This window comes from Carnobacterium pleistocenium FTR1, from assembly GCF_000744285.1.
Taxonomy (GTDB): domain Bacteria; phylum Bacillota; class Bacilli; order Lactobacillales; family Carnobacteriaceae; genus Carnobacterium_B; species Carnobacterium_B pleistocenium.
The window spans coordinates 2,185,932-2,199,795 of sequence record NZ_JQLQ01000002.1; the positions used below are offsets into that span (position 1 = coordinate 2,185,932).

The following is a 13,864-nucleotide window of genomic DNA, read 5'->3' on the forward strand; positions in this document are numbered from 1 at the left end:
ATATGCCAATTATTTTTGATAAAGCGCTTCAGATTTTTCATCTACAAAATAATCAATTGAGTTACATCATAGGTATCGAAAAGGAACAATATATTACCCATCGTTATTTTGGTACAAGGTTATCCAGTTACAATAGTAGTAATGAATTACAAAAAATCGATCGAGGATTTGCAACAAATCCAATTCCTGAAAATCGACAATTCTCATTAAATGCTTGGCCAATGGAATCTAGTTCTCAAGGAACTGGAGATCATCGCATTCCTAACTATCAAATTCGTAATGAGCAAGGCCAAAATGTTACTGATTTTCAGTTTACAGACTACATTATTTACCAAGGAAAAAAGCCGCTTCAAGGGTTGCCAAGCTTGCGTCCAGAACGTGCTAGTACATTAGAACTCATTTTAGAAGATCCGATTCAAAAACTGAAAATGATTCTAGTATACACTCTATATGAAGATCATCCGGTAATCACGAGAAATGTTCGATTTGAAAATTTAAATAAAGCATCCGTTTACCTTGAAAATGCGGGCTCACTACTTCTTGATTTCCCTCGAAATAACCTTGATTTAGTGACTCTAAATGGTTCTCATACTAATGAAGCCAACCTACATCGACAAGCATTATATCCCGGTATTCAAAAAATCGAAAGCTCCAGAGGAACCAGTAGTCCTCAGCACCAGCCATTTTTAGCCTTGGTTAATCGGGAAACAACAGAATTCTCTGGAGAAGTTTTTGCTTTTCATCTTGTATACAGCGGAAATTTTGTTGCACAGGTTGAAGTGGAACAATACGGCTCTAGTCGCATCCAATTAGGTATCCAATCCGATACTTTTGAATGGAAACTTTCATCTAACGAAGTATTTCAAACACCGGAAGTCATTATTACTTATAGTAATTGTGGCTTTAACCAAATGTCACAAACTTTTCATGAAATTTATCAAAAACATCTTGTTCCGATACCTTTTAGCAAAAAAGAAAGACCGGTTCTTTTAAATACTTGGGAAGCAAATTATTTTGCTTTATCTGAAAATACACTCCTAAAACAAGCATCATTGGCAAGTGAATTAGGTATTGAACTGTTTGTCTTAGACGATGGATGGTTTGGAAACCGAAATGATGACAACAGTTCATTGGGAGACTGGGACGTGAATTTTGAAAAACTACCTAATGGGATTGAAGGATTGGCAGATAAAATCCATAAAATGGGAATGCAGTTTGGTTTATGGTTTGAACCAGAAATGATTTCTAAAAATAGTGATCTATTTCGCAGCCACCCAGATTGGGCCTTGCAAGTTCTGAATTATCCTATGACAGAAGGACGTAGACAGCTTGTTTTAGATTTAAGCAAATTAGAAGTTCAAGATTACCTAATTATGCAGTTAAATCATTACTTATCTACCGAAAAGGTCGACTATATTAAATGGGACATGAATCGTCACCTTACAGAAATCGGCAACATATCATTGCCCGCTGATCAGCAAAAAGAGATCAGTCACCGGTATGTACTAGGACTATATCGTATTCTTGATACAGTGACAAAAAAATACCCAAAGGTTTTATTTGAAAATTGTTCTAGCGGCGGTGGTCGTTTTGACCCCGGCATGATGGCTTATATGCCTCAAAGTTGGACTAGCGATAATTCAGATGCCTTTTCGCGTACAATTATCCAATATGGCTATAGCTACCTCTATCCTCCTATTATGATGGGAGCTCATGTCTCCGACGTGCCAAATCATCAAGTTGGACGCTTTACACCCCTTACTACACGTGGTTGGATTGCCATGAGCGGAAATTTAGGCTATGAATTAGACATTACAAAGCAAACAACTGAAGACCTAGCACTCATTAAGCAGCAAATCCAATTCTACAAAAAACACCGAAAACTTTTACAATTCGGCACATTTTATCGTCTACAAGCTCCCTCAAAAACTTTTGCAAGTGCCTGGCTTTTTAAAAATGAAGAAGAAGCACTATTGCTGTATTTCAATGGACTCGCACAACCAGCAGTTCCATTGCAATACCTCACTTTACATTATCTTAATGATGATGCTCTTTACCAAAATTCAGAAACCGGGAAATGTTTTTCTGGCTCAGAGCTTAATCATGCGGGTATATTAATTCCACGGTTAAAAGGCGATTTTGAAACACTTGTGTATCATTGGAAGAAACTATAAAGGATTGAGAAAAAGTCAAAGTAGACTTTTTCTCAATCCTTTTTTTATAAATTACCCGTAAAAATAAAAGTTGCTCTCATGTTTTTACGATAACAGCAAAAGCTTCATACGGCGATAAACTTTGGGTAATTTTTTGATCATAATTGTGGATCAATAGTTCTTTTATCTGAAACTCAGGATCAATAGTAACCATTTGTTCATTTTCAGAAAAATTTACTACTACAAGTAAAGTTTCTTGTCCTAATTGTCGAACATATGAAAGAACTTGTGGGTTATTGGTATCGATTGATTGATACGTACCCTCCGTAATAATAGATAGTTTTTTTCTTAAACTAATCAATTTTTGATAAGTATAGAATAAAGAATTTTTATCTGATAATGCTTTTTTTACATTGATTTTTTGAGCCTCACCTAATTTCAGCCAAGGCGTTCCGGTTGTAAAACCGGCATTCTCTTCTTCTTCCCATTGCATTGGATGTCTGGCATTATCTCTCCCTTTGGCATTAATGGAATTTATTATTTCTTCATTAGAATACCCCTGAAGACTGCGTTCTTGATACATTCTTCGGCTTTCAATATCATCTATTTCTCCGATATCGGATACCGGATAATTTACCATGCCGATTTCTTCTCCTTGATAAATATATGGAGTCCCTTGCATAAAATGCAGATAAATTGCTAGCATCTTTCCGCTAACTTCACGGTACTCCTTATCATCATTTCCCCAACGTGAAATAATCCGCGGTAAATCATGATTGTTCCAAAACAAAGAATTCCAGCCTTTCCCTGCTAAATCGATTTGCCATTTCGAGAAAACACGATGTAATTCCTGAGGATCTAGCTTCTTTAAATCCCACTTGCGTTTTCCAGCTTGTTTATCAAGGTTGATATGTTCAAATTGGAATACCATAGAAAGCTCATTTCGTGTTTCTTCAGAATAAAGCTGCGCAATTTCGGGAGTTGCTCCCCAAGTTTCACCGACAGTTACTACATCATAGTTGCCAAAAGTTTTCACATTCATTTCTTGCAAGAATTCGTGTAGTTTAGGACCATTTTTAGTAATCTCTTGATCCGGTATTTTTCCGATAAGATCAATAACATCTAATCGGAAGCCTCCGATTCCTTTTTCAAGCCAAAAGTTCATCATCTTCCAAAGAGCTTCTCTCATGTCTTCGTTTTCCCAATTCAAATCCGGTTGTTTCTTAGAATGTAGATACAAATAATAAGCATCTAAATCCGGTACATAACACCATGCAGATCCACCAAAATTAGATTTCAGATTATTTGGTGGAAGGGCTCCAATCCCTTTACGCCATATATAAAAATCGTGAAATATGTTTTCTGGACCTTTTAAAGCCTCTTGAAACCATTGATGTTCATCAGATGTATGATTGACTACTAAGTCTATAATAATTCGAATACCCTGCTCTTTTGCTTTGGCAATTAATTCATCCATATCAGCCATTGTTCCATATTCAGCACCAATTTTTTCATAATTGCTTATATCGTATCCATTATCCTCATTTGGAGATTCAAATACTGGACTTAACCAAAGTGCATCTACTCCGAGAAGAGCTAAATAATCTAACCTTTCTACTATTCCTTTTAAGTCTCCAATACCATCACCATTCGTATCTTGAAAACTTCGTGGATAAATTTGATAGATTACGGCTTTTTTCCACCAATTAGAATTCTCTTTCATATATATATCTCTCATTTCTATGTGCTTTTACTTATTCACTGCTTCTACTGTTGTAATAAATTCATCATTAGTCACGACAGTAGCTTCTGTTTCTGCAACAGGTACTTCCATTCTTTTCTTTCCATAAACATACGTGAACACAAAGCTTAATACAAAACTAGTGACAACACCAATCATGAAATAAGGAATTGATTTTGGTGCGATAGAAATAAATCCAATAACGCTTGCTGGTCCCATTGCCACTGCGAGTACATGAAATAATCCGATTACTATACATGCAATACCTGAAGCAATCATTCCACAAACAAATGGAAATTTTAATTTTAAATTGATTCCGAAAATAGCTGGTTCTGTAATGCCTAGTAATGCAGAAACACTTGCAGAAGAAGCTAAACTTTTTTGCTTTTTATCTTTTGACATTACAAAAACTGCCAATGCAGCGCCACCTTGGGCAATATTAGCCATAGATGCGACTGGGAAAATAAACGAACCACCAGTTCGAGCTACGTCTGCTAATAACGTAGTTTCAATTGCTGGGAAACTTTGGTGTAATCCAGTAATAACTATTGGTGAGTATAATAAACCAAAAACCCCTAAGCCGATAGCACCTGTTGATTCATATAGCCAAACTAATCCATTGGTTACTCCATCAGAAACCATGCGCATAACAGGGCCAACTAAAACAAATGTTAAAAAACCGGTAATAATAATAGATAGCATTGGCGTGAACGTAAAATCAAAAACACTAGGTATACGTTTATGAAAAAACTTTTCTAGATTTGCTAATATCCAAGAAACAGCAAGAACAGGCAATACCGACCCTTGGTAACCAGCTTGTGCTACTTGTAGACCAAGAATATTCCAGTATGGCATCGTGCCTTCTGCTACACTATTAGCAACACCATACCCATTGATAAGATCTGGCATGACCATCGCCATCGCAATTGCTGCTCCTAAATAAGGATTTCCTCCAAATCGTTTCGTTGCAGAATAACCAACTAAAATAGGTAAGAATGCAAATGGAGCTGATGCCAACAAGTTAATAATACTCGCTAAATCTTTAATATTCGGAAACATTTCTACTACTGATTGCGCTCCAAATAAATTTGGAGATGTTAACACGTTGTTTATTGCCATTAATAAACCACCAGCAACAAGAGCCGGAATAATAGGGACAAAAATATCGGATAATACCTTAATGAATGCCATTATTGGGTTTTGTTTTTTTCCTTCAGAAGCTACCGCTTTCAAATCTTCAGTTGAAGCTTCTTTAACATCAGTCAACTTTATTAGTTCAGCATATACTTCGTCGACATCTCCAGGTCCAATAATAATTTGGAATTGTCCGTTCATTTCGAAAGTTCCTTTTACACTATCATTTGTATCTAAAGCTTTTTGATCTACTTTGCTAGGATCCCGTAGTACTAAGCGTAGCCTCGTTGCACAGTGGGCAGCTGCTTGTATATTATCTTCCCCTAATGCTTTATTTATCTCTTCTGCAACTTTTCTGTAGTTCATTTTTATTCCTCCTTAAAATGTAATCGCTTTTTCTATCATAGTATTACATGATATTCATTAATTGTCAAACGTTTGACAATTAAACTTTTTAATAATTGCTACTATGTATTTCCTACAAACATTAAACATCTATAATCATTGTTAAACGTTTGACAATAACAAATTATAATTGTAAAATTAGAATTAGAATACGCTTACGAAAAGGAGTTTACTTATGTCTCTTATTAAAGATTGGACAACTGAATTGCGCTACAAGACTTATGATCAATGGTCCGTTGATTATGTAAAAGAATTAAAAATGTCAATCGATTCTTCTAACTGGCGTTTAAATTATCATATCCAACCGCAAACAGGTTTATTAAATGATCCAAATGGTTTTTCTTACTTTAATAAAAAATGGCATTTGTTTTATCAAGCTTATCCTATGGGTCCGGTTCATGGGGTTAAATCATGGTTTCATCTTACTTCTGATAATTTAATTGACTGGCAAAAAGAAGGTTTGGCTCTCTTACCTGACAGTGATTATGATAGTCACGGTGTTTATTCAGGATCTGCGTTTGCTGTAAACGATAAGCTTTTTTTAGCTTATACAGGTAATGTTCGCAACAAGAGTTGGGAACGTTCTTCATATCAATTAGGTGCATGGATGGATAAAAGCAACCATATTATTAAAGAAAAAAAACCATTTATTGCTGCACCTCCTAAAGGCTATACTAATGACTTTCGCGATCCTCAAGTATTTCATCAAGGGGATAAATACTATCTAATAATCGGAGCACAAAATGATGCTCTAGAAGGTAAAGTTTTAACTTATATGAGCAAAGATTTAATTAGTTGGGAATTGCTTGGTGAACTTTCTTTTACAAAAGAAAAAATGGGATTTATGGTTGAATGCCCAAATTTAGTTTTTATAGAAGGTAAAGCCGTCTTTCTTTTCTGTCCTCAAGGTTTAGATAAAAATATTTTATCTTATAAAAATATTTATCCAAATACGTATATTACTGCTGACTCTTTCGATATAGAAACCAATACCTTAACTTCCCCTTCAAGTTTAAAAAATCTAGATGAAGGATTTGATGTCTATGCTACTCAAGCATTCAATGCTCCTGATGGCCGAGCTTTAGCAGTGAGTTGGATTGGTTTACCTGAACTTTCTTACCCTTCAGATAAAGAAGGATGGGCACATTGTCTTAGTTTAGTAAAAGAATTATCACTTAGAGACGGAAAATTAATTCAACTGCCCGCTTCAGAAACTAAAGAATTAAGAGAAAACAAACAACAAATACAAGGACGCTTAACAGAAGAAAAATTATTGCTCTCAACTACTAAAAATAGTTATGAATTAAATCTTCAATTAGAACAAGGTGCAAAAGGTACATTATCCCTTCTGACAGATCAACAAATAAATTCAGCTTTAACGCTTTCTTTTAACACCGTAAATGGTACAATTACTATAAATCGTGAAAATTATGGTGTGGATTTTGAGAGAGAATCTGAAAATCAACGTAGCTTTTCTATCCCTCAAGATACTCTTTCTTTGCAGGTTTTTGTTGATCGTTCAGTTATTGAAATATTCATAAATGACGGACAAAAAGTTGTTACTGCACGTGTGTTTCCTAATAACGACCAAACAGGAATTATATTAGAAGGAGAAAACAGTCTATTTTCCGGAAATATTTGGACTTTACGTTCAATGAGATCAGAGGAATGAATTTATGGCGATTAAATTAACAGATGTAGCTAAAAAAGCAGGTGTTTCTTCAACAACAGTATCCCGTGTAATCAATAATTATGGATCACTTAGTCAAAAAACAATTGATATAGTGAATGCTGCTATGAAAGAATTAAATTATCAACCTAACTCGCTAGCTCGTTCATTACAAGGGAAAAGTACTCAATTAGTAGGCTTAATTTTTCCAACTGTTTCTCATCCATTTTATGGTGAGCTAGTTGAAAATCTTGAGACAAAATTATTTGAACTTGGTTATAAAACAATTCTTTGTGATAGTGCTAATAATAAAGAAAAAGAGCGAAACTACGTCAACATGCTTTCAGCTAATAAAGTAGATGGGATTATTGCTGGTGCTCATAATTTAGGCATCACAGAGTATGAAAATATTGAACTCCCCATCGTTTCTTTTGACCGGTACTTAGCGGATGGTATCCCTATTGTTGGTAGTGATAACTTTAGAGGTGGGTATCTAGCTACTGAAAATCTATACCTTCATGGAGCAAGAAAAATAGCTATTTTAACAGGAACACAAGAATCAAACTCTCCTACAAACCAACGGTTAAATGGTTATTTAACCTTTTTAGAGGAAAAAGAATTAGAACCTGTTGTTTTTCAATTCCAAACAAAAGCGCGTTCAACAGCTTTAAAAAATCTAGAAATCAAACGAATTCTTGAATTAGAAGATATTGATAGTATTTTTTGTACAGATGATTTAACAGCTATTTTAGTTTATAATCTTTGCCAAGAGCTATCCATTTCTGTACCTGGAACAATAAGACTTATTGGCTATGATGGTACTAAGTTTATTCAAAATTATTTCCCCCATCTTTCAACTATTGCACAGCCAATGATAGATTTTGCAGATTTATTAGTTGATGTTTTACTTCAACGTATAAAGAATCCAGAAAAAAATCTAGAAAACATTTATACTCTTCCCGTAAAGTTAATCCAAGGAAAAACATCTTGATTTGCTTCACTAGTTACTATCTATAAATGTTATAATCAGAATTATTGAATTATATCTTTTTTAGTACGATTATCTAAAAAAGATTACACATCGCGCTGATAAAAAATGCTCATCTTGAATCTGAACCTATTTATAGCTAGTACTAAATAGCTATAAATAGGTTTCTTTTAGTTCTCCATTAATCTTAAGTTTTGAAATCAATTACAAAATAATAGGCACATAAGAGTTAATAATATTTTAGGCTGCTTGCTTTATAGCAGCAGCTGCTTTATCCCTTTCTTTATGATTTTGTCTATTTGGCCACAGTAATTATGATGAGGTATCGGTCTTGATATTAGAATTTTCTTCATAAATAAAGCCTTCTATACTTTGATATTTTTTCTTCCAGTAACTTCTTCATTAAAGTTAGAATCTAATTTTGACGTAAAGTCCAAGTCTATAATTGTGGCAGAATAAATTTACAAACACAGTACTCTTATGGTTTATTACAAAATAAGCCATAAGAGTACTGTTGTGTATTGCTACTATTTTAAAAAAAACTACTCTAATAAATAGCTATATTTTGATTAAAGGACTTATCTTTTCATATTTGAATTAGTACTCAAATTATTTATTAAGTAAAGTATTTAAGGTTATCTTTAGAAAACTCTTCAAATGTACGAGGATTTCTATGCGTTAGTTCATAAAAACGATTAGTAATTTCTTTAGCGGTTCCCATTCTTGTCATAAAATATAATGCCACTGTCACGTTAACATAAGTTTTATCTAAACGTCTTTTTTTAATGTAATAATTTCTGTATTTTAAATAGCCAGGTTTTGTATACGTAATCTTTCTTCCGGTTACTTTGCTTAAAATCTTTGCTACTTCAAAGTAATCTAAAGCCTCAGGACCGGTTATTGTATGTGCTGTATTTTTGTATTTTTCTGGATTATGAAGCAACACTGCTGTTGCAAGTCCTATGTCAGCTGCATCAATAAAGCTTGTTTCACTTCTCCCAGCAGGGATAAACACTTCATTTTTTTCTCTGATTTCAACAGAGTGAACACCAGATAGATTTTGCATGAAAAATCCTGGGCGAACATGAGCATAAGGAATTTCTAGTTTTTCAATATATTTTTCAATTTTATGATGAGGAGGTATTGTATTATTTTCAACACCCATTAACGAAAGAAAGGTCACTAGTTTAATATCATGAGTTTTAAATGCATCAATGATTGGATATAAATCCTCTGGCTTACCAAGGTGAGGAGGTCTCATAAGAAATACTCTATCTACACCCTCCAAAGCTTTGTCAAAGGTAGTCTTGTCTTGAAAATCAAAATAGACAGATTCAACCTTATTTCCAAATAGATCACTTAGTTTCTGAGTATTTGTACCTGCAACTACTACTTGCTCTTTAAGTTTCACTAATTCTCTTGTTACATACTTTCCGACATTACCTGATGCACCCGTCACTAATACCTTCATCATTCTGACTCCTCACTTAATAGTTCATTGGCTTCTTGTAGCAACTGAATAAATAAATCGAATTTTTGATGCCCCATTTTTTCTTCGAGAAAGCTCATGGATCTAAGGTATTCTTTAGATGTAGATTCAAGCAGTTTATGGCCTTTTTCTGTAACTTCTAACGTATAACTTCTTTTATCTATTTTAGAGGGTATTTTAATTAAATAGGTTTTCTTTATCAGTGAATCGACCATATCAGTAACAGAAGGTTTTGCTATTCCGAAGAAATGGCTTATCATAAGCGGTGTAACTTGGGACTCATTTTTTTGAACGTATATTAATGCACCCATCTCACTGGCTCTTATAGGTATAGCCATTTTTTTATTCATTTGTAGACGACAAAACCTTGAAACAACATCCATACTATCCAATATACTTTCTTTCATAAATACACCTCAACATAGTTAGTTTGACTAACTATGTTTTAACGAATAAAAAAACACGTGTCAATTTATGACGAAGAAATTCCAAATAGTAAAGGTTACCAGCATATATTGTGCGTGTGGTTAAGCTGTTACTAAAAAATAAAAATTAACAAAGAAAAACTCTTTTGCTTCAACTTAAATGGACATTATTTTTTGCCATGAAAAAGCGACCTCCAAAATTTAGATTTCACTCTAGCTTTTGGGAGTCGCTACTATCAATATTCTTTTATGTTTTGTCCTAATCAGAATTTTCATCTGATTGCTTTTACTTTTTCTTTGATTATTTCTCTTGTTTTACGAAACACATTTAGTATTTCTTCCTCAGTACCCGTCGCTTTAGCGGGATCTTCCAGTCCCCAATGTTCATGCATCACTCCCGCTGGTATTACTGGGCACTTGTCTCTTGCGTCACCACATAACGTGATAATTAAATCAGCTTTGTTGAAGTAATCGGTATCGATCAGATTGGATGTCTGCGTAGTAATATCTATGCCGTCTTCTGCCATTACTTTGACTGCTCTCGGGTTTAATCCATGTGTTTCAATTCCTGCACTTCTTACTTCAAACTCTTTTGAGTCTAAAAATTTGTGACCATAACCTTCAGCAATTTGACTTCGACATGAGTTACCTGTACATAAGAAATAAATTCTTCTCATAGTTATCCTCCATATTGTTTAGAATACTTGAATACGATTTTAAATAAAAAATATACTAATCAAAATAAGGGGTTGCATAATTAAAATGGCAATCTCTTATTTTTGATCACTATATTTTGGTTGATTATCAGAAATTCATATGAGTAAAACTGTGGGAAAACTTTTATCTGAAATAGTTATTAGATATTTTTATTTTCCAAAGTGTACTTTCTATCTTCTTCAAGCATTACCGTTTTAATATAGTCAAATGTTGCTTGTGGGATATGTCCGTTCGCATTAACTGCTGGTAGCATGATTGGGAAGTGTTTCGGTAATGCCAAATCATCATAACGATTGGTTACATCAAAATTGATTGTCTCTTCTTGACCATTTTTAATTTTTTGCTTTATATCAGGATCCATAAGAACAGCTGAAGCCATAGCGATGATATCCGTATAGTTTAGAGCATCCAAGGCTGCATCGGCACTCAATATGTCACCTGCTGCGATTAGTTTGGTTCTGCCAGCAAGCAATTCATGGATCACTTGGTTGATAATTTCACCTTCATGATCTCCCATTAGGGCTTTCGATTTATACGCTTTTGCCCCCCATAATGAGGAATGAATATAATCAATCCCTAAATCAGCTATCTTATCAATTAGATAGAGAGAATCGTCTAGTGTATATCCTGCTTTATTCCCATGGATCTCTTCCGGGCTGATCCGGTAACCGATAATGAAATCTTTCTTGCCACGCTTCGTTACTAAATCTTTCACTCGTTTTGTAATTTCTATCCCAAAGGCGGCACGGTTTTCACGTTTGCCTCCCCACTTATCATTTCGCTTATTGGATATTTCAGAGAAGAATTGCTGAATTAGGTAGTGGTTTGCACCGTGAATTTCTACACCGTCAAATCCTGCATCTATTGCCCGCCCTGCTGCCTTCACATACTGATCAATTACCTCTTCAACCTGCTCTTCGGTTAATCCGGTAATTGGATAATCTAAAAAGTCAACATCCATTGAACTTGGGCCATACACCACACCGTGCTGTTGGAAGGTGACTTTTGCTTCCCGACCTGGGTGGAAAATTTGGCAAATCGCTTTATTCCCTTTCGATTTCATGCTCGTGGCCAATTGAGTCAAACCATCCAATTGCTCATCGCGGTAAATCCCTAGTGCGTAACCAAATGCATTCCCATATTCAGTTACTGCAGCAGCACCTGAGATTAATAGAGAGGCTGCATTTGCACGTCTTTCAAAGTATTTGATATCTTCTTCTGTTACATCTCCTTCCAGAGAAGAACCATCCACTACCATTGGTGCCATCGCAAAACGTGTGTCTAGCTTTACACCATTATTAAACGTCACTTCTTCAAATAACTTTCCATATTTCGAATTCATAATTATGCTCCTTTACTTTTTATTTTTCACTTCACAACTCTACTTCTATTATAGGTTAACAAGTATGCGCTTTCAATAAAAAGGAACTTTGTTCAACTTAAAACATACCCTATAGGTAGCGACCTCCAAATTTTAGATTTCACTCTAACATTTAGGAGTCGCTACCATGCTTATGCCCCAGCTATTTGCGTTGCAAATAATATTTCAATACTTATTCAATAACTGTTTGAAGATCATTTTTTTAACTTTTCATATTTTCTAAAGATTATTGTATACCATTTCCATATGTGGAATGCCATCTTCCAAATACACCTGCGAAACCTTTACAAATCCTAAACTCGAATAGAATTTCAGCAAATACTCCTGTGCAGATATTCTAATTACTTTTTCATTCAAATTATCCTCAATAAATGTTATTGCACGTGACATCATCTCTTTTGCAAGTCCCTTGCTACGATATTTTTTATTAGCTAATACCCTTCCTATAGATACTTCATTAAATGAAACACCTTTCTCGAGTATCCGTAAATATACCAGAATTTCTCCATCTTCTTCTCCAAATAAATGATAGGCTTTTTTGTCTTTGCCATCACATTCTTCATAAATACACTGCTGTTCTATTACAAATACTTCACTTCTAATTTTTAGAATTTCATACAACTCATCGTTGCTCAATTCGTTAAATGTTTTTATTTTCCACTCCACAGTTTCTCTTCCCCCTTTTTTACCAATAGTTTAACTGACCAATTCCTTTAAAATAATCATCCTGTGTAAAATCCTATTTTTGAAGCAAAGATTCAACTGGTACATTATAGTCGCTCATGTGTTGTTACTGCTATTCTTTCTAGTCTTACTTTTCTTCCATTTTACTATAAATTTCATAAGCAAAGTAACCAAATAATAAGCCAAATGCAGAACCTAAAACGATCATATTTAGTAAAGAACTTGATAAGAACAAACTAAGAATTATGGCCACAATACAACCCATTATCATTCCAAACGGTATTAAACTATCTAATACCATCTGAGCTTCTTTTGATTGCTTCTTCCCCAAGGTCTCTTTTTCATATTTATCTTTCATTCTAAATACTACAAAAACAGCTATACCACACACAATTAAAAGTGGTGCTAAAGTACGTGAAATTTCTAAGACTGAATCCATATTTGGAATCTCCTTCCCTCACTTTAGAACTAACCTAATAAGCAAATAAGCAATCAGAATCTTTTTTAGCTCTTATTTAGAAACGAATTTTTTAGCTATTCGAGATCTTCAATTTTACTTTTTCTCCGAAAATAAATTTTGCCAGGAATAGAAAAATAATAGAACACCTGTCGCCATGCTTAGATTCAGAATGCTCTCTTTAAATGCAAGAGCAAATAAAATATTTAAAATGATAATAATAATACTGCATATAAAAATAATGAAATACAATAATGCATTTTTTTGATATTTTTTTTCACCTGTTTTTTTAATTTCAGTCTCCTGCTTCCTATACCTTTATTATGTACCTATCTATAAATCCTCATTAATTTTCATGCTAACCTAATCTTATATGAAATAGCCTTTCATTATCAATAAAATTAGCGTTATACTAATTTTCTAGATAGGTTCTAGAGAAATTATGAATTATTCAGGTGAAATTAAGTAGTTTCATAATAAAAGAATAAAAAAAAGCTTATAAATCTTCCCCTTTTGATCATGGTTCATTTATAGCATTTGCAATTAATTCGTTCCTTGTTACAGTGATCAATCCCATTAAACTAGCTATCACAACTAAAATAATGAAAATATGAATTATTT

General features: G+C 33.9%; 11 protein-coding genes. 3 read left to right on the plus strand and 8 right to left on the minus strand.

Going from position 1 to position 13,864, the window contains the following annotated elements; genetic code table 11:
* Positions 1-2 precede the first annotated feature (2 nt).
* On the plus strand, positions 3-2,174 hold the full coding sequence (locus BP17_RS10725; protein ID WP_035055466.1) for an alpha-galactosidase: 2,172 nt from the start codon (positions 3-5) through the stop codon (positions 2,172-2,174).
* A gap of 76 nt (positions 2,175-2,250) precedes the next feature.
* Here BP17_RS10725 and BP17_RS10730 read toward each other — a convergent pair whose 3' ends face one another.
* Together BP17_RS10730 and BP17_RS10735 are read right to left on the minus strand one after the other, a co-directional pair.
* Positions 2,251-3,876 (minus strand): glycoside hydrolase family 13 protein, encoded by a 1,626-nt coding sequence (locus tag BP17_RS10730; protein ID WP_035054228.1) that lies wholly within the window; start codon positions 3,874-3,876, stop codon positions 2,251-2,253.
* A gap of 27 nt (positions 3,877-3,903) precedes the next feature.
* Positions 3,904-5,394 carry a sucrose-specific PTS transporter subunit IIBC gene (locus tag BP17_RS10735; protein ID WP_084676374.1) on the minus strand — a complete coding sequence of 497 codons (1,491 nt, stop codon included), beginning with the start codon at positions 5,392-5,394 and terminating at the stop codon, positions 3,904-3,906.
* A 214-nt stretch (positions 5,395-5,608) separates the two neighbouring features.
* On the opposite strand from BP17_RS10735, the gene BP17_RS10740 reads away from it, so the two are divergent.
* Both BP17_RS10740 and BP17_RS10745 read left to right on the plus strand, forming a co-directional pair.
* On the plus strand, positions 5,609-7,105 hold the full coding sequence (locus tag BP17_RS10740; RefSeq protein WP_035054229.1) for a sucrose-6-phosphate hydrolase: 1,497 nt from the start codon (positions 5,609-5,611) through the stop codon (positions 7,103-7,105).
* Positions 7,106-7,109: 4 nt separating this feature from the next.
* Positions 7,110-8,093 carry a LacI family DNA-binding transcriptional regulator gene (locus BP17_RS10745; protein ID WP_035054230.1) on the plus strand — a complete coding sequence of 328 codons (984 nt, stop codon included), beginning with the start codon at positions 7,110-7,112 and terminating at the stop codon, positions 8,091-8,093.
* Positions 8,094-8,706: 613 nt separating this feature from the next.
* Here BP17_RS10745 and BP17_RS10750 read toward each other — a convergent pair.
* The 6 genes from BP17_RS10750 to BP17_RS10775 all read right to left on the minus strand — a co-directional run bounded on the left by BP17_RS10750 (position 8,707) and on the right by BP17_RS10775 (position 13,225).
* A complete protein-coding gene (locus BP17_RS10750) occupies positions 8,707-9,564 on the minus strand; it encodes an SDR family oxidoreductase (protein WP_035054231.1) in 858 nt (285 codons plus the stop codon).
* Positions 9,561-9,986, minus strand: a complete 426-nt coding sequence (locus tag BP17_RS10755) for a MarR family winged helix-turn-helix transcriptional regulator (RefSeq protein ID WP_035054232.1) — start codon at positions 9,984-9,986, stop codon at positions 9,561-9,563. The genes BP17_RS10750 and BP17_RS10755 overlap by 4 nt, the downstream gene beginning before the upstream one ends.
* A gap of 290 nt (positions 9,987-10,276) precedes the next feature.
* Positions 10,277-10,681, minus strand: a complete 405-nt coding sequence (gene arsC / locus BP17_RS10760; protein WP_035054233.1) for an arsenate reductase (thioredoxin) — start codon at positions 10,679-10,681, stop codon at positions 10,277-10,279.
* 179 nt (positions 10,682-10,860) lie between these two features.
* Positions 10,861-12,063 (minus strand): NADH-dependent flavin oxidoreductase, encoded by a 1,203-nt coding sequence (locus BP17_RS10765; protein WP_035054234.1) that lies wholly within the window; start codon positions 12,061-12,063, stop codon positions 10,861-10,863.
* Between the two features lie 258 nt (positions 12,064-12,321).
* Complete coding sequence (locus BP17_RS10770) at positions 12,322-12,768, minus strand: GNAT family N-acetyltransferase (RefSeq protein WP_035054236.1); 447 nt, start codon at positions 12,766-12,768, stop codon at positions 12,322-12,324.
* 145 nt (positions 12,769-12,913) lie between these two features.
* Positions 12,914-13,225 (minus strand): hypothetical protein, encoded by a 312-nt coding sequence (locus tag BP17_RS10775; RefSeq protein ID WP_035054237.1) that lies wholly within the window; start codon positions 13,223-13,225, stop codon positions 12,914-12,916.
* Between the last annotated feature and the right edge of the window lie 639 nt (positions 13,226-13,864).